Source organism: Limnothrix sp. CMB-01 (assembly GCF_055193175.1).
This window is the reverse complement of record NZ_CM143720.1, coordinates 4,040,829-4,067,136: the sequence shown is the minus strand read 5'-3', so window position 1 is coordinate 4,067,136 and position 26,308 is coordinate 4,040,829. Positions and strand designations below refer to the sequence as shown.

At 58.0% G+C, this 26,308-nt stretch carries 24 protein-coding genes and 1 tRNA gene; 9 read left to right on the top strand and 16 right to left on the bottom strand.

Annotated features, from left to right (window positions below):
* The first annotated feature begins 118 nt into the window (after positions 1-118).
* Positions 119-1,402, top strand: a complete 1,284-nt coding sequence (gene hisS / locus ACZA91_RS16825; protein ID WP_463183570.1) for a histidine--tRNA ligase — start codon at positions 119-121, stop codon at positions 1,400-1,402.
* Positions 1,403-1,487: 85 nt separating this feature from the next.
* Here hisS and larB read toward each other — a convergent pair whose 3' ends face one another.
* The 6 genes from larB to pyrH form a co-directional block, all read right to left on the bottom strand.
* Positions 1,488-2,282: a nickel pincer cofactor biosynthesis protein LarB gene (larB, locus tag ACZA91_RS16820; protein ID WP_463183569.1), complete on the bottom strand. Its 795-nt coding sequence runs from the start codon at positions 2,280-2,282 to the stop codon at positions 1,488-1,490.
* A 69-nt stretch (positions 2,283-2,351) separates the two neighbouring features.
* Positions 2,352-3,152, bottom strand: a complete 801-nt coding sequence (locus ACZA91_RS16815; RefSeq protein WP_463183567.1) for an alpha/beta fold hydrolase — start codon at positions 3,150-3,152, stop codon at positions 2,352-2,354.
* Positions 3,142-3,669 carry an NUDIX hydrolase gene (locus ACZA91_RS16810; protein ID WP_234406562.1) on the bottom strand — a complete coding sequence of 176 codons (528 nt, stop codon included), beginning with the start codon at positions 3,667-3,669 and terminating at the stop codon, positions 3,142-3,144. The genes ACZA91_RS16815 and ACZA91_RS16810 overlap by 11 nt, the downstream gene beginning before the upstream one ends.
* Complete coding sequence (bcp, locus tag ACZA91_RS16805; RefSeq protein WP_099532071.1) at positions 3,632-4,111, bottom strand: thioredoxin-dependent thiol peroxidase; 480 nt, start codon at positions 4,109-4,111, stop codon at positions 3,632-3,634. Before bcp ends, ACZA91_RS16810 begins: the two co-directional genes overlap by 38 nt.
* 202 nt (positions 4,112-4,313) lie before the next feature.
* Entirely contained in the window at positions 4,314-4,865 is a 552-nt protein-coding gene (gene frr, locus ACZA91_RS16800) for a ribosome recycling factor (RefSeq protein WP_099532072.1), read from the bottom strand.
* The gene (gene pyrH / locus ACZA91_RS16795; RefSeq protein ID WP_099532073.1) at positions 4,852-5,580 is read right to left on the bottom strand and encodes a UMP kinase; all 729 of its coding nucleotides are present in this window, start codon (positions 5,578-5,580) and stop codon (positions 4,852-4,854) included. Before pyrH ends, frr begins: the two co-directional genes overlap by 14 nt.
* Before the next feature lie 292 nt (positions 5,581-5,872).
* Between pyrH and ACZA91_RS16790 the strand changes: the two genes are divergently transcribed.
* Together ACZA91_RS16790 and hetL are read left to right on the top strand one after the other, a co-directional pair.
* Positions 5,873-6,268 (top strand): ArsR/SmtB family transcription factor, encoded by a 396-nt coding sequence (locus ACZA91_RS16790; protein ID WP_099532074.1) that lies wholly within the window; start codon positions 5,873-5,875, stop codon positions 6,266-6,268.
* A 95-nt stretch (positions 6,269-6,363) separates the two neighbouring features.
* Positions 6,364-7,083: a heterocyst differentiation pentapeptide repeat protein HetL gene (gene hetL, locus ACZA91_RS16785; RefSeq protein WP_099532075.1), complete on the top strand. Its 720-nt coding sequence runs from the start codon at positions 6,364-6,366 to the stop codon at positions 7,081-7,083.
* A gap of 162 nt (positions 7,084-7,245) precedes the next feature.
* Here hetL and rsgA read toward each other — a convergent pair whose 3' ends face one another.
* From rsgA to grpE, 6 genes are all read right to left on the bottom strand, one after another.
* The gene (rsgA, locus tag ACZA91_RS16780) at positions 7,246-8,331 is read right to left on the bottom strand and encodes a small ribosomal subunit biogenesis GTPase RsgA (protein ID WP_463183562.1); all 1,086 of its coding nucleotides are present in this window, start codon (positions 8,329-8,331) and stop codon (positions 7,246-7,248) included.
* A complete protein-coding gene (locus ACZA91_RS16775) occupies positions 8,328-8,603 on the bottom strand; it encodes a sulfurtransferase TusA family protein (RefSeq protein WP_463183560.1) in 276 nt (91 codons plus the stop codon). The genes rsgA and ACZA91_RS16775 overlap by 4 nt, the downstream gene beginning before the upstream one ends.
* Before the next feature lie 23 nt (positions 8,604-8,626).
* On the bottom strand, positions 8,627-9,766 hold the full coding sequence (gene dnaJ / locus ACZA91_RS16770; protein ID WP_190355385.1) for a molecular chaperone DnaJ: 1,140 nt from the start codon (positions 9,764-9,766) through the stop codon (positions 8,627-8,629).
* 220 nt (positions 9,767-9,986) lie between these two features.
* A complete protein-coding gene (gene dnaK / locus ACZA91_RS16765) occupies positions 9,987-12,188 on the bottom strand; it encodes a molecular chaperone DnaK (RefSeq protein ID WP_463183555.1) in 2,202 nt (733 codons plus the stop codon).
* Between the two features lie 5 nt (positions 12,189-12,193).
* Entirely contained in the window at positions 12,194-12,421 is a 228-nt protein-coding gene (locus ACZA91_RS16760; protein ID WP_190533393.1) for a hypothetical protein, read from the bottom strand.
* 240 nt (positions 12,422-12,661) lie between these two features.
* On the bottom strand, positions 12,662-13,459 hold the full coding sequence (gene grpE / locus ACZA91_RS16755; RefSeq protein ID WP_370567834.1) for a nucleotide exchange factor GrpE: 798 nt from the start codon (positions 13,457-13,459) through the stop codon (positions 12,662-12,664).
* Between the two features lie 620 nt (positions 13,460-14,079).
* Here grpE and ACZA91_RS16750 point away from each other — a divergent pair.
* The 6 genes from ACZA91_RS16750 to ACZA91_RS16725 all read left to right on the top strand — a co-directional run bounded on the left by ACZA91_RS16750 (position 14,080) and on the right by ACZA91_RS16725 (position 21,458).
* Positions 14,080-16,110 carry a GspE/PulE family protein gene (locus ACZA91_RS16750; protein WP_099532082.1) on the top strand — a complete coding sequence of 677 codons (2,031 nt, stop codon included), beginning with the start codon at positions 14,080-14,082 and terminating at the stop codon, positions 16,108-16,110.
* A 266-nt stretch (positions 16,111-16,376) separates the two neighbouring features.
* Entirely contained in the window at positions 16,377-17,465 is a 1,089-nt protein-coding gene (locus tag ACZA91_RS16745; RefSeq protein WP_099532084.1) for a type IV pilus twitching motility protein PilT, read from the top strand.
* Positions 17,466-17,710: 245 nt separating this feature from the next.
* Entirely contained in the window at positions 17,711-18,970 is a 1,260-nt protein-coding gene (locus tag ACZA91_RS16740) for a type II secretion system F family protein (protein WP_099535413.1), read from the top strand.
* 88 nt (positions 18,971-19,058) lie between these two features.
* Positions 19,059-19,193 (top strand): pentapeptide repeat-containing protein, encoded by a 135-nt coding sequence (locus tag ACZA91_RS16735; protein WP_463183551.1) that lies wholly within the window; start codon positions 19,059-19,061, stop codon positions 19,191-19,193.
* The gene (locus ACZA91_RS16730) at positions 19,168-19,914 is read left to right on the top strand and encodes a hypothetical protein (RefSeq protein WP_099535417.1); all 747 of its coding nucleotides are present in this window, start codon (positions 19,168-19,170) and stop codon (positions 19,912-19,914) included. The genes ACZA91_RS16735 and ACZA91_RS16730 overlap by 26 nt, the downstream gene beginning before the upstream one ends.
* A 200-nt stretch (positions 19,915-20,114) precedes the next feature.
* A complete protein-coding gene (locus ACZA91_RS16725; RefSeq protein ID WP_463183547.1) occupies positions 20,115-21,458 on the top strand; it encodes an ATP-grasp domain-containing protein in 1,344 nt (447 codons plus the stop codon).
* A 46-nt stretch (positions 21,459-21,504) separates the two neighbouring features.
* Here the strand turns inward: ACZA91_RS16725 and ACZA91_RS16720 are convergent.
* The 4 genes from ACZA91_RS16720 to ACZA91_RS16705 form a co-directional block, all read right to left on the bottom strand.
* Positions 21,505-21,577 (bottom strand) — tRNA-Ala (locus ACZA91_RS16720).
* On the bottom strand, positions 21,568-22,329 hold the full coding sequence (locus tag ACZA91_RS16715; RefSeq protein WP_099535427.1) for an HAD family hydrolase: 762 nt from the start codon (positions 22,327-22,329) through the stop codon (positions 21,568-21,570). The genes ACZA91_RS16720 and ACZA91_RS16715 overlap by 10 nt, the downstream gene beginning before the upstream one ends.
* A 173-nt stretch (positions 22,330-22,502) precedes the next feature.
* A complete protein-coding gene (locus ACZA91_RS16710) occupies positions 22,503-24,797 on the bottom strand; it encodes a transglutaminase TgpA family protein (protein WP_463183544.1) in 2,295 nt (764 codons plus the stop codon).
* Between the two features lie 135 nt (positions 24,798-24,932).
* The gene (locus ACZA91_RS16705; protein ID WP_463183540.1) at positions 24,933-26,258 is read right to left on the bottom strand and encodes an adenylate/guanylate cyclase domain-containing protein; all 1,326 of its coding nucleotides are present in this window, start codon (positions 26,256-26,258) and stop codon (positions 24,933-24,935) included.
* Positions 26,259-26,308 lie beyond the last annotated feature (50 nt).

Below are 26,308 nucleotides of genomic sequence, written 5' to 3'. Positions count from 1 at the left end.
CAGTTTCGGGGATTAATCAACAGAACTTGCAGGATCTCGGGGCCCCAACCGCTCTAGGATATTGAACGCTTCACCACCATTTCAATTCGATTCTTTCACCTCGACTCGATCGCCTGCCATGACTGCCATTCAAGCCCTACGCGGAACCAAAGATATTTTGCCGACCGAAGTCGGCTATTGGCAGCACGTGGAAGCCACCGCCCGCCAAGTGCTGGGCCGCGCCGCATTTCGGGAAATTCGTACCCCCATCTTTGAGCAAACGGAGCTGTTTGCCCGGGGCATTGGCGAAGCAACGGATGTGGTGGGCAAGGAAATGTATACCTTCACCGATCGGGGCGATCGCTCCTTGACCCTGCGGCCGGAAGGCACGGCGGGCGCAGTGCGGGCCTTTGTGGAGCACAAGCTGTTTGCAGCTGGCGGCCCCCAACGGTTGTGGTATTGCGGCCCCATGTTCCGGTACGAGCGACCCCAGGCGGGCCGGCAACGGCAGTTTCACCAAATTGGCGCGGAACTGTTGGGTAGTGGGGATGCGCGGGCGGATGTGGAAGCGATCGCGGTGGCCGTGGAGCTGCTGAATCACTTGGGGTTGAAATCGTTGCGGATGTTGCTGAATTCCGTGGGCGATCGGGTCGATCGCGCCACCTATCGGGCCCAACTGGTGGACTACCTCACGCCCTACTTTGCAGATTTGGATCCGGATTCCCAAGATCGCCTCAGCCGCAATCCCCTGCGAATTTTGGATAGCAAAGTGGCCAAAACCCAGGAAATTTGCCAGGAAGCCCCCAGCATTTTAGATGCCCTCTCGCCCGAGTCGGCCGCGCGGTTTGCCAAGGTGCAACAGGCCCTGACGGATTTGGGTATTGCTTACCAAGTGGATTCACGACTGGTGCGAGGGTTGGACTACTACAGCCACACGGCCTTTGAAATCCAGTCCGATGACTTGGGCGCACAGGCCACCGTTTGCGGAGGTGGTCGCTACGATGGCTTGGTGAGCGAGCTGGGCGGCCCGGAAACGCCGGCCGTGGGCTGGGCGATCGGGATGGAGCGGTTGATTTTGTTGTTGCAGCAGTTGCAACCCTTGACGGGCGATCGGGTGGATTTTTACGTGGTTTCCCGGGGCGAGCAGGCCGAACAACAGGCCTTGAAAGTGGCCCAAGCTCTGCGGCAGGGGGGCTTTGCGGTGGAAATGGACTTAAGCGCCAGTGCCTTTGGTAAGCAATTCAAACGGGCCGATCGCGCCGGGGCTGCCGCTTGCGTCATTTTGGGTGATGCGGAGGCCGAAAACGGCACGGTGCAGCTCAAATGGCTGGCTTCTGGGCATCAGGAGGCGATCGCCCAAGTGGACTTGGCGGCCAAGGCTGAACAGTTTCGTCAGCAGATTACCCAACAGATTTCTCAGTAAATTCCCCAGTAAATTCTCCGATAAATCTGCAAAAGCACTGCAAAGGAGCCAAATCAGCGCTTATTAGCGCTCAATTCTGATCTGCTTATTTCTGACCTTCAGAGGCGCGATCGGGAATGCGGGCCGCCGTGCGCAGGATTTGGCCCGCCAGGATCGCCGCCCCGAAGCCGTTGTCAATGTTCACCACCCCCACGCCCGCCGCGCAGGAGTTGAGCATGGTCAGCAGCGGGGCCAATCCGTTGAAGTTGGCCCCATAGCCCACGCTGGTGGGCACGGCCACCACCGGCACATCCACCAACCCCGCCACCACGCTGGGCAAGGCCCCTTCCATTCCCGCCACCACAATCAACACGTCAGCCTGGGCCAGGCGATCGCGGTGGGCAAACAGCCGATGAATGCCCGCAATTCCCACATCCCAGAGCCGATCGACCCGAAATCCCATTAACTCAGCGGTCACCGCCGCCTCTTCCGCCACGGGTAAATCAGCCGTTCCCGCCGACACCAGGGCGATCGTGCCGGGCCGAAGCTGGCGACGCAGGGCGGCCGGCGACTGCCAAGCACAAATCCGCGCCAAGGCGTGGTAGTACAAATCCGGCACGATCGCGGCAATTTGGTCATAGGCCGCGCGATCGACCCGCGTCGCCAAAATCACGGGCGCGCCCCGATCGCGCATCGCCAACATAATCGCTGCGATCTGTTCCGGGGTTTTGTTTTGGCCCCAAATCGCCTCCGGAAACCCCGTGCGCCGTTCCCGTTGCCAATCCACCTTGGCAAACCCTTCCACCGCAAAAAAACCCTGATCTTGCAGGTTGGCCATGGCCTGTTCAGGGGCCACCCGCCCCGCCGCGACCGCCTCCAGCAACCGTTTTAGATCCTCCATCGGTGCGCCCTGCTCCATCCTTGCCTTCACTTTCCCAAAATTGCCCAGGTTCCGCGCCCATCCTGGCTCCTAGAGATCCAGTTGCAAAATGGGCGATCGGGGGTTTGCCATGGTTCTGGCAATGATCTCCGCCACCAGTTCCGGCGCTTCTTGAATTTGCTGCCCCCCTTCCAGAGGCAAAAACGCCTGTCGAGTCTGGGCTAACCAAGTCGCATGGGGCCCCTTGGCTGAACGCCCCCGATCGCGCCCGGTTTCGCGCACAGCCCGCAGCGTCCAAACCGGACAAACCAGACTATCCCAATTCTTCGTTTCCAAAATTTCGGCCCGAACCGTGCCCCACTCCAAATTGATCGGTGATGCAGGCGATCGAACCGCCCGCTTCAGCAAGGATGGGGCCGCCGTTTGCCGCCTGCGACGGGGAGAACCCAACTGTGGCCACCGGAATCGTAATTGAGCACCTTTCAAGGTTTGCTCCGGATCCACCAGCAACACCCCCAGCACACGATGGGGACGATACAGGGCATAGCTGATGGCGATCCAAGCGCCCAAGTCGGCTCCCAACAGCCACAGCCGATCGACCCGCAGCGCGTCCAACCACTCATCGATCGCGGCCAACAACCCCGGCAACGACTCCCAGCGCGGCCGCCCCGACTCCCCCACCCCGGGCAAGTCCGGCGCAAGGCAATGGGTCGATCGCCCCAATGCTTCCAAAAGCCCCTGCCACTGGCCGCCGTCATGGGTCGCCCCATGCAAACAAACCACCGCCAGCGAGTCCGGCTTTCCCGCCTCTCGCCAAAACCAATCCCCTCGCGGCAACCGCATTCGGGCATTACGCACCAGTTGGGCCGCTGCCTGGGGTTTAATCCACAACGGCTTGGCCTCTGAAATAATCCTGGACTTGTCTCGCATGATCATGCGCCAACAACATCCCCCCGATCGAACTTGGCGCAAACAAGCCCACTTCTGCAATTTCCAGTTGATCCACCGGGGCGATCGCTCCAGTCACCTGCACTTCCACAGAAATGTTCACGGCATGGATTCGAGGGTCGCGGTCAAAGGCCGAATAAACCCCCACTAACCGCCCCACCGCCACAACGGTGAGACCCGTTTCCTCCGCCAGCTCACGGTGAATGGTCGAAGCGATCGTGTCGCCCCAATCCACCAACCCACCGGGTAACGACCACAGGCCGTTATCCCGCCGCTTCACCAGCACGAACCGGCCATCCGGCATCACCGGAATCATTGTCACACCCACCAGGGGATGGCGAAACACCACACCCAAAACTGTTTTGACATAGCGCCAAACTTGGGCCAAAGGACGAAAACCGGTCACGGCCAAATTTCCCAGTTCATTCAGGGGATGCCAACGGGGTTGAAAGGTCAGCAAGAACCTGAGTTGGATGAATTTCAGGCTTCACTTTCCGATAGATTTGCTCAATCCTACCATCTACCCCAATAACGAAAGTCTGTCGGAAAACTCCGATATATTCTTTGCCCATGAATTTTTTAGGGCCATAGCTCTCATAGGCGGTGGCGACGGAACCGTCGAGATCACAGAGTAACGGGAAAGGAAGTGAAAACTTCTGGGTGAATTTCTGGTGAGCTTTTGCGTCGTCTGCACTGACACCCAAGATCACGGTGTTTGCTGCTTGGAATTCGGCGTGGTGGTCGCGGAAACCGCAGGCCTCTTTGGTGCAACCGGGCGTGTTGTCCCGAGGATAAAAATAAAGCACCACCCGCTGGCCCCGCAGTGCCGACAGTTGCACCAAGTTGCCTTCGCCATCGGGCAGGGTGAAATCGGGGGCGAGGTCGCCAACTGAAAGGGTCATAGGTCAAAAATTCACTGCAAGAGGGATCTGGAAGCAACGGAGCTGAATTCAACCGAAATTCAGGCTGAATTCAACCGAAATTCAACCGAAATTCAGATAGCCAACTCCATCGCAAAACAGCAAAACCCGATCGAGTCAGGCCAATCCCACAGCAGGGCAGCACCTGAACGAGATCGGGTTGCCAATTCGTTCACCAAACCTGTTAAACGGTCATGATGTCCTTTTCTTTTTCCGCTAGCAAGCTGTCAATTTTGGAGATGAATTTGTCCGTGGTTTTTTGCACCTGATCTTGCAAATCACGAGCTTCATCTTCTGACAACTCGGCGCTCTTTTCTTGCTTACGAATTTGATCGATCGCCTCTCGCCGCACGTTGCGAATGGCGACCTTGCCCTCTTCGGCATACTTCGAGGCCACCTTCACCAGCTCCTTGCGGCGCTCTGAGGTGAGCGGCGGAATATTCAGGCGAATCACCGAACCATCGTTATTGGGCGTGAGGCCAATATCTTCATCCATCGAGATCGCTTTTTCGATCAACGACAGGGTGGTTTTATCGTAGGGCTGAATCGCAATGGTGCTGGCATCGGGGGTGCTGATGCCGGCCAAAGACTTCAAAGGCGTAGGAGTGCCGTAATATTCCACCACAATTCGATCGAGCAGGGAGGTGTTCGCCCGCCCCGTTCGAAGCGTATTAAAAGAGCGCAGGGTGGCTTCCACACTCTTTTGCATGTTGCTTTCAACGTCAGCTAACTTCACAGCGTCCTCCTACAATCGTGCCGACTGATTCTCCCATGACCGCGCGCTGAATATTGCCGCTAACGGTCAAGTCAAACACCACGATCGGGATGTTGTTTTCCTTGCACAGGGCGATCGCGGTACCATCCATCACGCGCAGATCCTGCGTCAAAACATGATTGTAGTTGAGGCTGGTGTAGCGTTTTGCCTCAGGATTGGTCTTTGGATCCGCGTCGTAGATCCCATCCACCTTCGTGGCTTTAAAGATCACATCCGCATCAATTTCCGCCGCTCGCAGCGCTGCCGTTGTGTCAGTGGTAAAAAACGGGTTACCGGAACCAGCCCCAAAGATCACCACTCGCCCCTTTTCCAGATGACGAATGGCGCGTCGTCGAATGTAGGGTTCAGCCACTTCTTGCATGGCGATCGCGGTTTGCACTCGGGTGGGCACCCCTTGGCGCTCTAGGGCATCTTGCAGGGTCATGGCGTTCATCACCGTGGCGATCATGCCGATGTAGTCACCCGTGGCCCGATCCATTCCGCCGGCCGCCGCCTTGACTCCTCGGAAAATATTGCCACCGCCCACCACGATCGCCAGTTGCACCCCCGTGGCCATCACCTCCGCCACTTCGCGGGCAATGCCGTGGACAATTTCGGGATCGATGCCATAGGACAAGTCACCCATCAGCGCTTCGCCGCTGAGCTTCAGTAGAATTCTTCGGTATTTAGAGTCCATTCGGCTACGATCTCGCGTTGCTAGAGTCCAAGCTTCCCCCATAGGATATCGCAAGGCATTCCATGCGCATCAGCTTGGCTGAAAGGGTTGTGGGATGTCCCTTGGGCGATCGGGCAATCTCTATTAAACTCTTTATGGCTATCCAGTTATACTTATTGGGTCATCTCATTGGGTCATCGTGCATTGGGTCATCTTGCTCCTGTGCTCCCATGCTGAATTGCCCTCACCAGCAGCCTGTTTGCTCCCAAACGCTTGCATATTCTCCAACGCCATTGCTTGGCCCCCTTCTGGCATGACTGATCAAGATTGCAACCCGCTGACCCCTGAAGTTTTGACCTCGATCGCTGACTATTTCAAGGTGCTTTCGGAAGTGAGCCGCTTGCAAATTTTGTGTTGTTTGCGATCGGGGCCCATGAACGTGATGGAACTGACGGAAGCGACGGGTTTCAGTCAAGCCAACTTGTCCAAACACCTGAAGATTATGACCCAGGCGGGCATCTTGTCCCGGCAGCCCAAGGGCGTTAGCGCCTATTACGAAGTGGCGGATCCCAAGGTGTTTGTGCTTTGTCAGAGTGTTTGCGATGGCATTGGCGATCGACTGCGGCAACAGGCTCAACAGTTCCAATTGGGCCCGACGGGAATGGGCGATCGAGCAGGGCGATCAGCCGCCCAAAGCCACCCCGGATGATCGCGGCAATCATGCCAGAGCAACCATTCAAGCGGCCATGATTAGCGATTAAACAGGCTGTTAACCGAATTCATCGATAGGAAATCACGGACTTTATGGACGTGCAAGAACTGATTCAGCGCGGTGCAGCGGGTGAACAAAAATTCCATCTCATCCAAATGCGGGATGTGGAATTAACCGCCATGAATTTCCAGGGATTTGACTTTAAGCAAGCGGATTTTCGGCAAGCAAGATTAGGCAAAAGCAACCTCAGCCATTGCAATCTGCAACAGGCGGATCTGAGTGAATCGCTGCTTTGGGGAACGAATTTGCATGGAGCAGATTTGAGCGAGGCAACGCTGCGGGAGGCAGATTTAACGGGGGCAATTTTGACGCAAACTTGCTTGAAGTTTGCCAACTTTTGCAAGGCAATTTTGAGCGGTGCGGATTTGGCGCGGGCAGATTTGCAAGGGGCTGTTTTGTATGAGGTGGATTTTCGATCGACCCCTAATCACCACACGAATTTACAGCACGCCCACTTTGCGGAGGCAGATTTGAGCTATGGCCAACTGAATGGGGCAATTTTGCGCCATGCATCGTTGGAGGGAGCCAAGCTCTGCCGCGCCAATTTACGCCGCATTTCCGGCGCAACGCCTCTGATTACGGATCTGACGGGAGCCAATCTGAAGCGTGCTGACCTCAGCTATGCGGATCTGACGGGGGCGATTTTGCGGGATGCGGATTTGCGCGGGGCGGATTTGACCGGAACGCTGTTGGGGCAAGCGGATTTGCAGGGGGCCGCCCTGCCAGATGGCTTTGCGTTGCAAGTATCCTAGGGGTGATTGCCCGATCGGGTCGATGGCTCGATCGGCTCCATATCGTTCTGGCGATCGGTCTGGCTGTTGAAGCGGCTCAAGATTGCCACCCGCTGCCAGCGCTCATCTTTCGGCTATCTTCCGGCCATTGCTCCGGGACAGGTTCGGGACAGGTTTGGAATATTAAAGATCATCCGTTTCCTCGATCGCCTGGTGCTGCAATCGGCGGGAGGTGCGGCGAAATCGTTTGCTATTCAACCGGGGTTCCAGGACTTCGCGCCCGTCTCGCTGGATTTTGCGCTTGAAGGAGCTTTCGGTTTGGCGTTGGCGCTCTTGGGCGGCTTCGTAGTCGATCGCCTCCTCAAGCAACTCCAGATAGAAAGGATATCGTTCCCAGTCACCGCGAACGGCGCAGTCTGGCTCATTGCGGTGGCGACAATCCCCATAGCGACAGGGGGCGATCGCTAGCCGTTGCTGAATTTCGGGAAACAGGGCCGGAATGGCAGCGGGGCCACAGGTCAGTTGAGGCTGATTGAATCCCGGCGTATCCGCCAGCAGACCACCACCCGGCAGCTCAAATAGCTCCACGTGGCGGGTGGTGTGGCGGCCGCGGGCCAATTTGCCGGAAACGGCGGCCGTTCGTAGATCCGTGCCAATTAAGGCCCCGATCGTGCTGGACTTGCCAACGCCGGACGGGCCCGCCACAACGGTTGTTTGCCCCGAAAGGGCCTCATGCAGGGTTTGGAGTCCCTGTTGTTGATAAACACTAATCAGTAATGGGTCATAGCCCCAATTTCGCAGCCGATCGCGCCATTGCTGGCAGTCCGCCGCCGACAGTAAATCCCGCTTGTTCAGACAAAGGGTGACCGCCAGCCCCGTAGACTCTGCTTTCACCAAGAATCGACTCAGTTGATGGGGATCCAAGGCGGGTTCCGCTAGGGCAAAAACCAACAACACCCGATCCACATTGGCCACGGGCGGCCGATCGAGCCAACTGCGGCGGGGCAAGACTTCTTCGATCGCCCCCCGTTGGCCTTGCCAGTCCGGTTCCACCACCACCACCCGATCGCCCACGGCCACTTGTTGACCCACCTTTTTCAGGCGGGCCCGCCGCAAACACAGCAACCGTTGAGTGGTGCAGGTAGCGGGAATGGGAGAACCAGGGTCAAGCTGCACCCAGTAATAGTTGGCTTGCACGGCCAAAACCGTGCCCGTTAACCGTTCGATCGCGATCGGTTCAGCGGGGAGAGTCGTTGCTTGCCCGGTCATGACTCCGCAGCAGCAGCGGCCGGCTTGCGCACTTGCAGCACAAAGTGGCCATCTGCCGCCTCGGGTTGGGGGCCCAAAAACTCGATCGCATAGCCCGCCATGGTTAAACTATCGGGCACTTGCTCGATCGGCTCCCCCGCATCCAACCACACTTCCAGCAGCGCCCCGGCTGCCATCTGTTGCAGTTTCAACTTGGTGCGCACAAAGTTGATGGGGCAGGGCGTGCCCCGCAGATCAAGCTGTTCATCCGGTTCCAGGGCGATCGCCGCCATCCTGTCAACTCCTTTCCAGTCCCCTAATGAAACAAATTACCTAAAAAACCGCGGCCCCCCTTATGGGTCGAGTCGCCACGCAGGGCCGCCAATTTCTCGAGAATTTCCCGCTCCTCATTGCTGATCCGCGTGGGAATCTCAATCTGCACCGTAATCAGGTGATCGCCGCGCTGGCTGGGGTTGCCCAAGCGAGGCACGCCCTTGCCCTCCAGGGTTAACACCGTACTGGGTTGGGTTCCGGCCGGAATTTCCAGCGCCTCCGTGCCATCGATCGTTTCCACCTCGATCGTGGCCCCCAAAATTGCCTGCAAATAGCTCACGGACAGTTCCGACAGAATATTGATGCCATCCCGTTGGAACTGTTCCTCCTCATTCACAAACAGGTAAACGTAAAGATCCCCAGGCGGGCCGCCGGCCTTGCCCGCGTCGCCTTCGTTGGAAACCCGCAGTCGCGTGCCGTTGTCTACCCCGGCCGGGATGGAGATTTTGAGCTTTTTGGTGACCTGTTTGGTGCCGCGGCCGCCGCAGTCGGTGCATTTGTCCTCAATCACTTGACCCGTACCGTTACAGGTGGGGCAAACGGACACTTGCGCAAAACTGCCGAAGGGCGTGCGGGTGGCTCGGCGCACTTGGCCTGAGCCGCCACAGGTGCCACAGGTTTTGGGGCTGGTTCCCGGCTTGGCTCCGGAACCGTTGCAGGTGTTGCAGGTTTCCAGATGGCTAATCCGGATTTCCTTTTCGCCACCGAAGATGGCTTCCTTGAAATCCAAGCGCAAATCGAGGCGGAGGTCATCCCCACGCACCGGCCCGCTGCGTCGTCGGCCACCACCGGGCCCCCCAACCCCGCCAGCTCCGGCAAACCCACCAAAGAAGGTTTCAAAAATGTCGGCGAAGCCCCCCATATCGCCCACACCAAAGTCGCTGAAGCCTGGCCCCCCGGCGGCTCCCGACACACCGGCTTCGCCAAAGCGATCGTACCGGGCCCGCATTTCCGGCTCCGAGAGCACTTCATAGGCTCGGTTAATTTCCTTGAACCGCTCTTCTGCCCCCGCCTCTTTGTTCACGTCGGGGTGATACTTCCGAGCTAACCGACGGTAGGCTCGCTTAATTTCGTCCTTATCTGCGTCGCGAGATACGCCGAGAGTCTCGTAGTAATCAGCCATAGCGCGATTTCAATCGGTGTGTGGGTGGTTAGGGGCAACTCCAACAGACGAAACTTAACAAAAGGGGGTGTGACGCTGCAACTGGCGAGGGGGCGTAATTGCCGTCTATGGATGAGGGGGGTTACCCAGGCCAATCTTTGGAGAGTTGGCCTGGGCTGGCGACTGTTGGAATGGGTCGAAATTGGATGGGGAATTGCTCGGAACTGGAGCGATCGGGCGTTTAGTCCTCGATCGCCTCGTAGTCGGCCGCGATCGTGGAGTCATCGTATTCCGAATCGTCATCCTCCGGTAACTCAATGCCCAAATCCGTGAGGGCGATCGAGGCGATCGGGGACGGCGGATCCACACTCAATTCCGGCATCGAAAAGCTATTCCCATCCCCGTTGGCCAACAGGTTCACCGCAGGCACGGCAGGGGTGACCGCCGGAACCGGGCTGGGGCTGGGAACGCTGACAGGCGCGGGACTGGTGGCCACGGGAGCCACGGGCGGCGGCGTGACCGGGGTGGAGGCGATCGGGGGAGAGCTGAATGCTGAACTGGTTGGCCCCATCACGGAAGGAGCGGGAGCGGGGGATGGGAATTGCGGGGAAGATGGGGGCTTGTTGGCAGCTTCCGAATTCTGATAAGCCCGTTTACCCACCGACAGCAGGGATTCCTGAAGCGCATTGAAGGCCGATTGCAAATCCTCAAAACGTGCTTCCGGATCGCTATCCAGTCGCCCAAGGGTGTCGGCCTGGGTTTTCAACACTTGGCGCAACGAATCATCGATCAGATCGGCATTGCTTTGGAGCGCCGATTCATAGCTATACATCAGGCTATCAATCTGGTTTTTCAGATCCACGCGCTGCCGTCGGTTGCGATCGAGATCTGCAAACTTTTCCGCATCCTGCCGCATCCGCTCCACTTCTTCCGTGGACAGGCCACCGGTATTGGTGATCCGGATACTTTGCTTTTGGCCCGTGCCTTTGTCCACGGCCGAGACCTTGAGGATCCCGTCAGCGTCAATTTCAAAGGAGACTTCGATTTGCGGCAGGCCGCGGGGAGCGGGGGGAATGCCGGTCAGCAGGAACCGGCCAAGGCTCTTGTTGTCGGCAACCATAGCCCGCTCCCCTTGGGCCACATGGATTTCCACGGAGGTTTGACCATCGATCGCGGTGGAGAAGACTTGCGATCGGCAGGTGGGAATCGGGGTGTTGCGATCGACAATCCGCGTAAACATGCCCCCCAGCGTTTCCAACCCCAAGGATAGGGGAGTCACGTCCAGCAACAGCAGGTTTTGCACTTCGCCGCCCAAGACTCCCGCTTGGATGGCGGCCCCCAGGGCCACGGCCTCATCGGGATTCACGGAGCGATCGGGCTGACGACCCGCAAACCTGGCGCTGACGGCCTGTTGGACGGCGGGAATGCGAGTGGAACCCCCCACCAAAATGATTCGGTCGATCTGATCGGGCGCAAGGCCCGAATCCCGAATGGCTTGATCCACCGGGTCGAGCGTGGCCTGCACCAAGTGTGCCACCAGTTCTTCAAACTTGGTGCGGGTCAGCTCCATTTCCAAATTCTTGGGCCCCGTTTCGTCGGCGGTGATGAACGGCAGGTTCAGGGAGGTGGTGGGGGAACCGGACAGCTCAATTTTGGCCCGCTCTGCCGCTTCCCGCAGGCGCTGGAGGGCCATCTTGTCTTCGAGCAGGTCAATGCCCTCGATCGCCTTGAACTCTTCGATCGCCCAGCTAATGATGCAGTTATCAAAGTCATCGCCCCCCAGGTGGTTATTCCCGGCCGTGGCCTTCACTTCAAAAACCCCATCCCCCAGTTGCAGCACCGACACATCAAACGTGCCGCCGCCCAGGTCAAACACCAGCACCGCCCGATCGACATCCTGCTTGTCAACACCGTAGGCCAAAGCCGCCGCCGTCGGTTCATTCACGATCCGCAGCACTTCCAGACCCGCAATCTGGCCCGCGTCTTTCGTGGCCTGGCGTTGGGCATCGGTGAAGTAGGCAGGAACCGTGATCACCGCTTGGGTGACCGCCTCCCCCAGGTAGGCCTCCGCGTCCTGCTTCAGCTTGTTCAGCACCATGGCAGAAATCTGCTGGGGCGTGTAGGACTGGTCGCGAATTTTCACATCCACGGTCTCATCGCGCCCGGCCACGCAGGTGTAGGGCATGACACGCCGCTCGGACTCCGTTTCCGTCCAACGGCGACCGATAAAGCGCTTAATGCTGAAGACCGTGTTTTCGGCGTTGGTGACCGCCTGCCGTTTGGCCAGCTCCCCCACCAGCCGTTCGCCCCCTTTGCCAAACCCGACAATGCTGGGAGTGGTGCGGGCCCCCTCCGAGTTGGGAATGACGATCGCTTGGCCGCCTTCCAGAACGGCGACGCAGCTATTGGTCGTGCCAAGATCGATCCCGATAACTTTTCCCATAGTTTTCAACTCAATGGCAGCAGCGGTTCAATCATCCCCATCACGGCAAGATTGATCGATACCTCATCAATACCCAGGCAGTTTCCATTGGCCTTCATATTGACCGGTTTTCGGAACAAACACACCGCAACCCGGCGATGAATGGTTTCAAGCTCAATTTCTAAAACTTTAAGATCGAGAGCTGAGAGTTCCGGCACTCGAATTTTTTTGGAACCCCAACGGTCAGAACCCAAACTTCTAGAACAAGCTGCTAGAACGAATTGCCCGGTAGAGCCAATGACGAAACTAGGCTGAAGAGGAGGCCACCACATCAGCACTGAACCCGGAACCATAACCCGGAGCCGTTGGGCCAGAGCCTGGGACGATCGATTAACCGATCACTAACCGATAACCGAGGCGATCGCCCCAGGGCCATCGCTGAATCATCATTGACCCTGATCCCAACGGGTGCGCCATTGCTCATCCGGCGGCCCTTAGGACTCAGAGGCGGCCTGGTCGTTGTCCTCAGACGCTACCACAGGCTCACCGGGAGCGGCAACTTTCACCATGGCATGGCGCAACACCCGATCGCCCAACAAATAACCATCCTGCAACTGCTCCAGCACTGTGCCTTCCGGGTGCTCATTGGACGGCTCCCGCATCACCGCCTCATGCAAATTCGGGTCAAATTCCTGGCCCTCGGGGCGCATTTTCACCACCCCTAACCGCTTCAGGCTGTCCACCAACTGGCGATAAATGCCCTGATAGCTCTTGTGCAGATTTAATTCGCCATCGGTTTGGGGCTTGATGAACGATCGGGCCCGCTCAAAGTTATCAATAACCGACAACAGCTCGCGGATCGTGTCGCAGCGAATCCGCAACTCCAACTCTTCGCGCTCTTTGGCGGTGCGGCGGCGGAAATTCTCAAAGTCAGCCGTTAAGCGCATGTGCTGGCCGGTGCGATCGTCCAGTTGCCCCTTCAAGCCCTCAATTTCCCGCAGCAAGTCCGCCACCTTTGGCCCATAGGTTCCTTCGGCTGCCGGTTCTTCCAACTCAGACAAGTCCAGATCATCCAGGGTGGCCGGTGCTTCCTCGGTTGCGCTGGTTTCGGGGGTGGCGGCTTCGGGGGTCGGCGCTTCAGCAGTTGGGGGTTCTACTGCCGCTTCGGGGGCCGGGTCATTCACCGAGGTATTGTCTTCCGTCAGGTTTTCTTCAGGGCTGTAGGTCATTGGTTCCTCGCTAGCAGTGATCACAATGGAGTTTTTGTTGAGTTCCTGTTGAGCTTTGACCATCAACAGTCCAACAACGGTCAAATTTCCTGACCCGTGCAAATTGGCCAAATTGGGGCGATCGCCCGTGGGTGGCCCTCACCACTTCAGTGCTCGCTGAAGTGCAGATTGCCCATCACCCACCTGTCCCGCAGGGCTGCCCGGACAGTGACCCGCACAGGCTCAACCTATGTTAGAACGCCACCCGGCCGAATCGAACATTTCCCGCCCTGGCCCCTGCCTCAGATGCCAGCTCTAGATGCCAGCTCTAGATGCGAGCTTTCCCGAGACCTTTAGCTTAGGATTGATTTGGTTTTGATCCATTGGCTTTGCATGACCCGCCAGCCCACCCTGAAACCGATCCGAGAACAGGCTCGAACCCATGGCCCAAAACTCAAAACCATGGCCCAAAAACCAATCAGTGTCAATGCCTGCCATTCCTAGGCATCCAGCTTCAGGATCCAGCTTCGATCCTTGGGGCTGCGTGGCTGCGGGCTGTTGTTTTCGGGGGGTAGACCGGGGTATACCTGGGTCATGCTGTAGCTGAGTTGGGCCCTGTAGCTGAATTGATTGCCCGTCCGTTTCGCTCCTCGCGCCCGATCGCCCGATCGATGCGCCTTCGATCCCGCTAGGTGTCACCTGCTATGACAAACTCCATAAACCGGCGCGCCCTGGTTGTCCAAAGCAATTTTTCGCCCTTCGGTAACAAACTTGTGCAGTCGGGCTATGTGGATCCCGACCAAATGAGCCGCGCTTTGGCTGAACACCGCCAGTCGGGCCGGCCGCTGATGGAAGTGCTGGCAGCGATCGCCGGCAAAGAAGTGCCACCGGAATTGGTACGCCAGTACAAAAAGCAACTGCTGTTTGAACTCAAAATTCTCCACGGGGTTGAGGCGATCGACCCGGAAATTGAAGAAGTGTCCGCGGCCCAGGTGGAGCAATGCATTGAAACCCTGATTCCGGTGGATGTTTGCCGTCGCTATCGGTTGCTGCCCCTGGGGCGGGCCCAACGGGGCGACGCACCGGCCATGATGGTGGCCATGGCCGACCCGGACAACCTGGATGCACTGGACGATTTGAATCGCATCCTGCGGCCCCAAAACCTGGCCCTGATTCGGCGGGTGATTGCCCCCGAAGATTACCAGGCCATCATTAGCCAATACCTAGACGAAGCGGCCCGCAAGTCCCAACAGGCTTCTCGCCAAACTTCCGCCGCCGTCAGTTTCGATGAGTCGGATTTGCAGAACCTCGAAGCCATGCAAATGGAAGAGGCTTCCGACGAATTGGAGACGGACGACCTGGCCAGCTCCATGAACGACGCGGAGTCGGGGCCGATCGTCAACCTAGTGAACAAGGTTTTGATTAAGGCCCTGCAAGACGGCGTTTCGGATATTCACGTGGAACCCCAAGAGGAAGAAATGCGGATTCGGTTCCGCAAAGATGGGGTGCTGCAAGAGGTGTTCCGGCTCCCGAAAAAGGTGGTTCCGGCCGTGACCTCCCGGTTCAAAATCATTTCCAACCTGGACATTGCCGAACGACGGGACACCCAGGATGGGCGGATTCGCCGGGTCTTTGAAGGGCGGAAAGTGGACTTTCGGGTCAATGTGCTACCCAGTCGCTACGGCGAGAAGATTGTGTTGCGGATTTTGGATAACTCCTCAACACAACTGGGTTTGGATAAGCTGATTGGCCGGCCGGAATCGTTGCAGTTGGTGCGGGAGATGGCCAGCCGCCCCTTTGGCTTGATTTTGGTGACGGGGCCGACGGGTTCCGGGAAGTCCACCACGCTCTATTCAATCTTGGCGGAACGGAACGACCCAGGCATCAACATCAGTACCGCTGAAGACCCGATCGAATATGCCTTGCCCGGGATTACCCAGGTGCAGGTGATTCGGGAAAAGGGGCTGGACTTTTCGCGGATCCTGCGGGCATTCCTGCGCCAAGACCCGGATGTGATTCTGGTGGGTGAGACGCGGGACAAAGAAACGGCCAAAACGGCGATCGAGGCGGCCCTCACGGGGCACTTGGTGTTAACCACCTTGCACACCAACGACGCATCCGGGGCGATCGCCCGCTTGGATGAAATGGGCGTGGAACCTTTCATGGTGGCGGGGGCCCTGTTGGGCGTGGTGGCCCAGCGGCTCATGCGGCGTGTTTGCAGCGAATGCCGCGTGCCCTACACCCCCACTCCCGAAGAGTTGGCCCGCTACGGCATGAGCGCCAACCAAGAATCCCACCTGACCTTCTACAAGGCCAATGTGGTGTCGCCCGATGAGCGCAAGACCCTGGGCGAAATGGGCAAACTTTGTCCCAAATGTGGCGGTGTGGGCTACAAGGGCCGTTGCGGGGTTTATGAGGTTTTGCAAGTGACGGAAACCTTGCAAAACCTAATTACCCAAGGGGCCCCAACCGATCGAATCAAAGAGGCCGCCGTTGAAGAAGGGATGGTTACCCTGTTGGCCTACAGCCTGGATCTGGTGCGGGAAGGGCTGACCACCTTTGAGGAAGTGGAGCGGGTCACCTTCACCGACACCGGCCTAGAAGCGGAACTGAAGGCCAAGCGCAAGAGCGCCCTCACCTGTCGCACCTGCGCGGCAGAACTCCAGCCAGACTGGATGGACTGTCCCTATTGCCTCACGCCTCGGTTTGAAGAGCCGTTGGTGACCGGTCGCTAGCTTTTGGCGATCGCTCATGACTGGCTCGCCGGTTGGCAGGGAATGCGATCTTGATACGATCGCCCGCCCAATTGGGCATCCTCAGGCCAACTTCACGGCTGAATTCACGGCTGACCTCATCCCTGGTTTCGACGCTTCCCCATGGTTGGCCCCGCTCGAGTTGTTCAAACCCTGCCAACTTTGCGGGCCCCGACAGCGTTTTGATCCCGATCGACCCCTCATTCGATCCCCATTCGACCTAACCTCACTCGACAGGAGTAGCGACCATGCCACTGGATTACATGATCGAAGACGTGATGGAATCGCTGATCGAACAAGGCGGCTCCGACATGCATATCCAAGCCGGTGCGCCCATCTATTTTCGGATTAGCGGCAAACTGACCCCCCAACCGCAATTTGGCGAAGTTCTCGACTCCCAGGACTGCCAAAAGCTGATTTTCAGTATGCTCAACAACAACCAGCGGAAAGACCTGGAGCAGAACTGGGAATTGGACTGCGCCTATGGGGTCAAGGGTCTGTCGCGGTTTCGGGTGAATGTCTATCGCGAGCGGGGCTGCTGGGCCGCCTGTTTGCGGGCCCTGGCTTCCCAAATTCCCAACTTTGAAAAACTCGGTTTGCCCCAAGTGTTGCTGGAGATGGCGGAGCGGCCCCGGGGCATGGTGCTGATCACGGGGCAAACGGGATCCGGCAAAACCACCACCCTGGCGGCCTGCTTGGACTACATCAACCGCACCCGCGCGGAGCATGTTCTGACCGTGGAAGACCCGATCGAGTATGTGTTCCCGAACATGAAAAGCCTGTTCCACCAGCGGCAAAAGGGCGAAGACACCAAGAGTTTTGCCAACGCCCTGAAGGCAGCGCTGCGGGAAGACCCGGATATCATTCTGGTGGGGGAAATGCGGGACTTGGAAACCATTTCCTTGGCTATCTCCGCCGCTGAAACCGGTCACTTGGTTTTCGGAACCCTGCACACCAACTCCGCCGCCGGGACGATCGACCGGATTTTGGACGTGTTTCCCCCCATCCAACAGCCCCAAGTCCGGGCCCAGATGGCCAACTCCCTCGTGGGGGTTTGCTCACAAAACTTGGTCAAGAAAGTTGGGGGCGGTCGCTGTGCAGCACACGAAATTATGCTGAATACCCCCGCTGTGGCGAACCTGATTCGGGAAGGCAAAACCTCGCAAATCTATTCCACGATTCAAATGGGTGGTAAGCAGGGGATGCAAACCATGGAATCTTGCCTGGCGAAGCTGTACCAAGAAAACAAGATCACCTACGAAGATGCCCTGGGCAAAAGCTCCAAACCCGACGAGCTACAGCGGTTGTTGGGTGGCAAGGTGGGTGCTGGTCGCTAGGGACGCGGCATTCCTTCCCTAATCAGGCGGATCCAATGAGGCGTACCTAAATTGGCATCGCCGATCGAGCGCATATCGGGCGCATAATCGATTGACAGAAGGTAACGACGGGGCCGATCGCTCGGCAAACCCTCGGGCGATCGACCCCAGCCCAACCCCCACAGCCCCCTTTCCCCCGTGCCGCCACCCCTGGCAACGGACTCTCGACAGAATTCTGAGGACTCACGTAGTTTGAGCAGCGCCCTATGGCTAAATTCATCGCCACCATCGCTGGCCCCGACGGCAAAGGCAAGCGCGAAGTTGTTGAAGCAGAAAGCATCAATGGGGCGCGTAATAAACTGATTGCCGCTGGGTTTAGCCAAGCCCAAATTCGCGATCTCAAGGAACAGAAAAGCGGCCTAGACATTGACCTCGCCAGCCTCACGGCCAGCGTAACCGTAAAGGATTTGGCCGTGTTCTCTCGGCAATTTTCCGCCATGTTCAATGCGGGCATTGCCATGGTGAAATGTTTGGATATTTTGAGCAATCAATGTGAAAATCCCAAACTGAAAAAAGCCCTATTTAAAATCAATGCTGATGTGCAAGAAGGGGAAACCCTATCTTCTTCGCTGAAACGACACGGCGACATCTTCAGTAAGCTCTATTGCGCCATGGTGGAAGCGGGTGAAATTGGGGGGGTGCTCGATGAAGTGCTCACCCGACTGGCAACCCTGCTGGAAAATGCCGCCCGGCTACAAAACCAAATTAAGTCCGCCATGTCCTATCCCTCCACAGTGGGATCCTTGGCGGTCATTATCTTTTTGGGAATGACCATTTTTCTGCTACCAACCTTTACGGGAATTTTCGATAAGTTGGGGGCTGAATTGCCGGCGTTCACGCAAATCATGATCAATATCAGTGAGTTTTTGCGTGGCCCCACTTTCCCCGATGATGATCCCAAGGGGCGCAAGAATTTCTATGTGGTGTTTTTGGTGATTGCCTTGGTCATCGGCAAGGTTGTCTATGACCTGTGGTACAAAACACCGGCTGGCAAGCGCCAAATGGATGCCGTCTTTCTGAAGTTGCCGATTTTTGGAGACATCATTCAGAAAAGCTCGGTGGCTAGTTTTTGCCGTACCTTTGGGACGTTGACGCGATCGGGTGTGCCGATTATTCAAGCCCTCGAAATTTGTAAAGATACCGCCGACAACCAGGTGGTTTCGGATGCGGTGGCTTCCTCTATTGCCGAAATTCAAGGTGGGGGGACGATCAGTGCGGCGATCGAGCGATATAAGGTCTTCCCGGCCATGGCCATTCAGATGATGATGATTGGTGAGGAAACCGGGGAACTCGACAAAATGCTAATGAAGGTGGCGGACTTCTATGAAGATGAAGTGGAGCAAGCAATCAAGGGTCTAACCAGTATGTTGGAGCCGTTGATGATTGTGGTGATTGGGGGGATGGTTGGTTCGATTTTGTTGGCGATGTATTTGCCCATCTTTGCGGTGATGGATGCGATTAAGTAGTGCTGCAAGGCAACGCTATTAACCATCAAAACTCCAAAGATTGACCACCAAAGCCCCAAGGCAAAGCGATCGATCATCAAAACTTCAGGTGAATTTTTCGCGGGCGAATTCTTCTCAGGTCAGCTTTTCTCAGGCAAACTTTTCTCAGGCAAACTTTTCCAGCGATCGAGTGAGCAGTAGCATCAGCGAGGCAGCCTATGTCCATCAAGTCTGCGGATTATGAGGAAATTCTGGCGACTTATAGTGGGCGGCAGGCAGCAATCGAGCTGCTGCGGGAATATCGGCCCTACTTGGAACTGTTGCCCAGTATGCGGCGGCCCCTGGACAGCACCGTGGTGATTACGTTGCCGTTGGCGCGGATCGATCCTGATGTGTTGGAAATGACCCAACTGGCCGAGGTGGCCGATGTGAGCCGATCGCGCCGTCGCCACTCGATCGAGTCCGAGCGATCGACCAACAAGCCGGGGCGGCAGGCGGTGCGGTTGCCCTGCGAGATTGCCCTCCTGATGTGCGATCCCGAATGGCAGGTGACCACGGGCGTGGCGGTGTTTGTGTTTGTGCATCGGCCCAATGAGGATTTTTATGGGCTGATGAGTCGCTGGCGACAGACGCAATTGCTGCTCGATCGCGACTATGAATGGGTGATGCCCTTGGCTTACCGCCATGTGGTGGGCGATCGGGCCGATCGAATCTATCCGCTGTTTTTGCTGTCGGAGCGATCGCCCGAACGGTTGCAACGGGGCTTGAAGGGCGCAACCTTGCCCTATGTGGTTTGTCCAACCCAGGCGGAACCCCCCGCTCGATTCGATCCCCAGGTTGACCACACCCCCGCTCCCACCACGGACTTGACCCGCGAAGCACCCCATCCAGGCCCGGGGCGATCGGCCCGCGATGCTCAGCCCACCTCCGATCCAGAGCTGGAAGGCGATCTTTGGGTTGAGTGAGGGTTGCCGCTCGCGCCCTTGGGGCCCAGTTGGGCTTGGGCAACGACTGAGACCCGGATTCGGCCCGGTATCCAATAGGTTGCTTTTGTGCCTTGCGTGGCATTGGGCGACACAGCGCCGTTTTCGGCGTGATCGTATAATGCCAAAGCCATCCCACAAGGCTGGCCATCCCCTCCCCACAGCGTTTAGCTAGGTTAACGATGGACTTGCTGGAGTATCAGGCAAAAGCCCTGTTTGCCGCCATGGGCATTCCGGTGCTGCCTTCCCAACCGATCGCCAGCTTGCAGGAATTGCGGGAATTGAAAATTCCCTACCCGATCGCCCTGAAATCCCAAGTGCGGGCCGGGGGGCGGGGGCGTGCTGGTGGGATCCGGTTCGCCAGCAACACGATCGACGCGGTGGCCGCCGCCCAAGCCATTTTCAGCTTGCCGATCGGGGGGGAATGTCCTGCGTTGCTGTTGGCGGAGGCCAAATACAACGTGGAGCAGGAGTTTTATCTGGCGGTGGCGCTGGATGACAACGCCCGGCGGCCGGTGCTGCTGGGATCCACCCAAGGGGGGATGGATGGCAAGCTTTCCGCCGGTACGGTGCATCAGGTGTTGGTGGATGGGGAATTTTCGCCCTTCTATGCCCGCCGTTTGGTGCTGAAGATGGGGCTGCGGGGCGAGCTAGTGCCTTCCGTCAGCGAGATTGTGGAGCGGATGTATGCCCTGTTTGTCCAAAATGATTTGGATTTGGTGGAGATCAATCCCCTAGGGGTCGATCGCGCCGGGGAACTGATGGCCCTGGACGGCAAAGTCACCGTGAACGACAGTGCGATCGATCGCCACACGGAGTTGAAATGCTTGCTCAACGGCGTAGTGATGCCGCCCAGCCTCAAGCCCGTTTGGATTGAGGGCGGAACCGCGCCCGCTTCGGTGGCCAATACGGCCCATGGTGCTCAGGGGGCCGTGAACGGTCAGAGCAGCAATTCCACCAATGGCGATCGCAGCAAAAAGAACGCCAGCACCCCGATCGGGATTGTCTGCAATGGCATGGGGCTGACCTTAGCGGCCTTGGATTTGGTTTGCCGCTTTGGGGGCAACGTGGCCGGGTTCATCAATGTGGGCTGGACCGTGGGCGGTGGTCGCCCCGAAATCCTAGAAGGGCGGCTCGAACAGGCCTTAGCCAGTCTCAGCCATCCACACCCGGTGCGGGTGGTGCTGCTGGATTTGTTGGGCAGTGCCATCACCCTGGATGGCGTGGTGGCAGTGATTCACCAATATGCCAAGCGCCATGGTTGGTGGCGACAGGAAACCCAACCGATGGAAGAATTACCGCAACCCCTCTCCACCACCCGCAGTGAAGGGGACTTGGCTGTGAATAATTGGGCTAATAATTTGGCCCTGAATCAGGGACGCGGCCCCGCGATCGTACTGCGGGTGTTGGGAGAACCCAGTGATGAAACGCGCGAGCTAATTGAAAGCTTGCCGATTTCCCTGGCCGACAGCCTCGAAGCCGCAGCCAAACTGACGGCTGTGTTAGCCAACGCGCCCCAAGTTTAAGGGACTGGTTGAAATGGGAACTGGTTGAAATGGGAACTGGTTGAAATGGAGAATAGCGGACTCGAACCGCTGGCCTCTGCGGTGCGATCGCAGCGCTCTACCAACTGAGCTAATTCCCCGAGGCAATTGGCGTATCGGACATGGTAGCACCAATCGGCGGTTCGGGCCGTTCCCGACCGGCAAAAAGCCGCTGCACCCGATCGAGATCCAAGGTATTTAAAAAGTCCACCACCCAATCGGCCCGGCGGTGCACCATTTGGAATGGGTGGCTGGTGGCCACGCCCACCACCTGCATTCCCGCAGCCTTGGCCGCCGCAATGCCAGGGTAGGTGTCTTCGATCGCCAAGCAATTTTGGGGTTGTAAATCCAGCCGATCGAGCTGCGATCGCAACTGGGCCACCGCTTGCAAATAACCATCGGGAGCGGGCTTGCTCTCTAGGCCCATATCACCCGTAATCAGCACACTAAAGAACGATCGCAGCCCCGCCCGACTCAAAACCGTCTCCACCTCCGCAGCCAGCGCCCCGGTCACAATTCCCATGGGCAACCCCAGGGTGCGCACCCGACTGCAAAAGTCCACCACGCCTGGATAGATCGGTAGTTGGGGCAAGTGGGCCAGACGATCGAGATACAGTTGCGACTTGCGGGCCACCAACCGATCGAGCGTGTCATCATCCACCATGCGCCCCCGCCGAGCCAGCAGATCCCGCAAACAGGCTCGATCGCTCCGGCCCAAACAGACCTCGCGGAATTCCTCCGGATCCGGCCGCAAATTCTCACTCAGCAACATCTCTTGCAGAAGTTGCCCGTGCAGCGGTTCGTCATTAATGATTGTGCCGTTAAAGTCCAGCAGAATTGCTTTGAGGGTCATGGGCAATTGGGCAAACAACGGCCAACGGAGCCTTTACCGATTCCCAACCTCGAAGATCCTCGGTGCGGATTGGAGTCCTGAATCCTGGGAACGGGAATTGCGTCTTAAAAGTTTAGCGCCAAACCAGTCCCCCACCGTTGAACACCAAAGGCCAGGGCCCGATCGCCCGCCCCCTAGCGAGCCGCCGCCCCCAACAGCCGGGGCCGATCGCGCCGTCGCACCCGTTGCCACTGTTCCCGCAAAGCCGCCACATCCGCCGGGCGATCGCCATAGCGCCAATCACTGTAGGCTCCAGCCACCGCCGCCAACAGCGCCAAGCGATCGCCCGCGCCGGGGCCGCCCCCCTGCTGGGCGAGCCACTGTTCATAGGCGGCCACATATTCCAATGGTGTTTGCCAAGGATAGGCGGGACAGTCTTCTGCCAGCCAATCGCGCACCTCCTGATATAACGCAGCGATCGGGGCTAACCGAGCCAAGCGCCTCCGCCGTTGCCAAGCGTGCCAGCCCAACCAACCCAACCACAGGGCCCCGCCCACCACCAAGGCCAGGGCGATCGCCGCCAAAATGCCCGTCCAGCCCCCCGTTAACAAACCCAGCAACCGACCCACCAGCGCCAGCAGTCCCCCCAACACCCCTGAAATCACCCCATCCAGCCAATTGCACAGGGGCGTGGGCAACCAACCAGCCACCCAAGCCCAGAGTTTTTCTAGGGTGCTGAAGGTTTCATTTTTCTCGATCGAGGGTGGAATCAAGGGATGGCCAGGAATCGGGTCAAAGCTATACCAGCCATACCCGGGAAAATAAACCTCTGTGATCAAATGGGCATCGGTGTTGTACACCTCGTATAGACCGGTGAAAGGATTGAACCGACCCGGCGCAAACCCGGCCGCCACCCGTGCCGGAATCCCCAAACTCCGCAACATGAGGGTGAGGGTAGTGGGAAAATGATCGGGATAGCCCCCTTGATACTGAAACAAAAAGCGATCGACCAAATCTTCGCCCGCAGCCGGTGGCGGCAAGTCCGGTTGTACGGTGTAGGTTTGCTTCAGGGCTTGGGCTAAGAACAGCGCCTGCTCATACGCATCATTGCGGGCATTGGGAGCCTTCGCGAGTAACTCTTGGGCCCGTTTTTGCAACTTGGGCCGCAGGGCCGCGGGCACATCGAGGTAATAGTTCCGAATGAAGGGGGGATAGGTACGGCGGGCCTGGCGCAGTCGGGTGCGATCGCGGTAGGCCACTTGGGAGATGACCGAGTAGGTTAACCCCTCATCCAAAATGCGGGGCGATCGAATACTGCCTTCCTTGTCGATCGCAATTCCTCGGGTTGGGAAAAACAACTCCGTTGGTTGGGCCAGGGTGGGAATCAGGTTGGGCAAGGCCGAAAGCACCGTGTAACTTTGCACCACCTCTTCAATTTGGGCGCGGGTTGGCTCCGGTGGAATCACAAAGCGATAGGACCAATCGGGCCGCACCAGGCTTTGGGTGTCGTCATTGCGGGAAATTTCCCACCCGCGACCGGTGTAGCGATCGAACCCCAACACCCGCCAAAAGCCCGGCGACTGCGATCGCACCCGCATCACCAAGGTGGGAACCAGTTGCCCCTGAAGGGTTTGGTCGATCGTGCTGCTAAAGCCGTAATAGAACGTGTTGTCCGTTTGGCCGCGGCCTGCACCGCTGGTTCCCCCGAGGGCTTGGCCATCTTGCCCATAACCCGGATTGCGAATCGACGCAGACTGATCCCGGTTATCAAACATCTGATCCATCAAATTGGGCGGGGCCGTCACCGGAAACTGGCGCAGTTGGTAGCCCGGAAAACGCGGCAGCAGGGCAAAAACCACCAGCCCCAAAACCGCCACCACCCCAAACAACCGCGCCATCTGACCCGGCCGAATTAGCCCCGTGAGGGTGCGCCAATCCCGATCGCCCGGTTCCAATCCCAGGCGCGATCGATAGTCCAACACCAACATCGGCAGCGCCACCCCCACAAAGGCCACCAACACGGGTGCAAACAACATGGTTTGGCTGAGGGTTCCGGCCACCCCCATCAGAATCAGCCCGATCAGCATCGAGTAGCCCAAGTCCTTGCGCCGGGGCAAGTCAAAGCAATGGAGCACTTGCAAATGGATCAGCAACTCCGCCAAAACCAGGCGTGTATCTCCCAAATTGCCCAGGAGCGATCGAAAGAAAACGGCCAAGGCCACCAGCATTCCCGCCGCGATCGCCAGTTGCGCCCCCAAGTTGCGCCGCCGCCGTTGCCGCCAACTCCAGTAGGCCCCGCCAAAGCTGAGGGGAATGGCCCACCAACTGGTTTGGGTTCCAGCGGCCACATCGGTGGCCAAAATCCCGATCGCCACCAAAATTTGCACCAAGATTCGCAGGGCGATCGATTCTTCCGGTTGCGGCCGGGGTTGATTTTGCCAAGTTTGCAGCCGTTGCCACCAAGCCTTCCTTGCCGCTTCCGAAACCATGCCTGTTCCCCGGTCTTGCTTCAGCTATTCCCAGGATAATGGCTTGGCCAAAGATCCCCAGATCCTCAACCGATCAATCACAGTCACAATCACGATCATGAACGATCGCGATCATCACCACGATCGCAACCTCCATCAAAGAGCAATTTCAGGAGTTGGCTCACGCGATCGCAACTCCGACGGCCCCGAGTCCGTTCCATGGGGCACAGGGGCCGGTGTTTCTTCCGAGGCCGAGTTGGCTTCCGGATTGGGCCAGGGACTCGATCGCCGCCGCACATAGAGATAGGCCGTCATGCGACCGCGCCCCTTCACCGGCAGATTAGACCAACGCTCAAACTCGTAATGATCCTTCAGGTAGGCATAGGTTGCCTCGGTCACCTGAATTTTGCCGGGAATCCCCTGGGACTCCATTCGACTGGCCACATTGACCGTGTCGCCCCAAAGGTCATAGCTAAATTTTTTGATGCCAATTACGCCGGCCACCACGGCCCCCGTGTTGATGCCAATTCGCAAGGCCAAGGGCAGCCCGGTTTCTCGCCGCAGTTGATTAATTTCTCGGCGCATGGCGATCGCCATTTCCATCACCGTGAGGGCATGGTCAGGGCGCGGCACAGGAATTCCGCCGGCCACCATGTAGGCATCGCCGATCGTCTTAATTTTTTCGAGGCCAAACTCTTCGGCTAATCGATCGAACGCCGAAAAAATTCGATTCAACAATTGCACCAACTCCAAAGGCGGCAACTGCACCGAAAGGGGCGTGAAGTCCACAATATCGGCAAATAAAATTGTGGCTTCCTCAAACCGATCGGCGAGGATTTCGTTTTCCATCGCCAACCCATCCTCCCTTGCCAGCCGATCGACAATGGCTTGGGGCAACACATTCAACAGCAACTTTTGCGTGCGGCTTTGCTCATCGCGCAGGGCCGATTCCATTTGCCGCCGCTCCCGCACTTCCCGATCGAGCAAAAAGAGCTGCTCTTGCAATAATTCTGCCTGTCGTCGCAAACGCTTTTGCAAACTGGCTGCCAACAGGGCCGGCCCCCGAAACAGCGTCAGATTGCGGGCCCGCTCATGGAGTCGATCGAGCCGACTGCGATCCAAATGCAACCGAATGCGTGCCAAAGCCTCCGCCGGTTCCAAGGGCAACAGCAAATAGTCCGCCGCCCCCGCCGCAAACAACGCGCCCCGATCAATTTGCCCCGCCGCCCCCACCAGCACGATCGGGGTGTTTTGGTGAGGGGCCGCCGATCGCAACTGATGGCACAGTTCCAAGGCCGCCAGTTCCGACCAAGACCCCACCAACACCAAAAGCGGCTGGAGCCGAGCGGCCGCCGCCATCAACTCATCCAAACTCGCGGGGCAATGGGCTTCGCACCCTAACTCCGCCACCACCTGGGCCAAGGCCTGCGCCAACTCCCGATCGGCAATGCCAATCAGAATTGGGCTACCGGAGGCAACCACAGCCGAGCTTGTCGTTGGAGCATTCACAATAATCGCAGCGCCATGCGGCC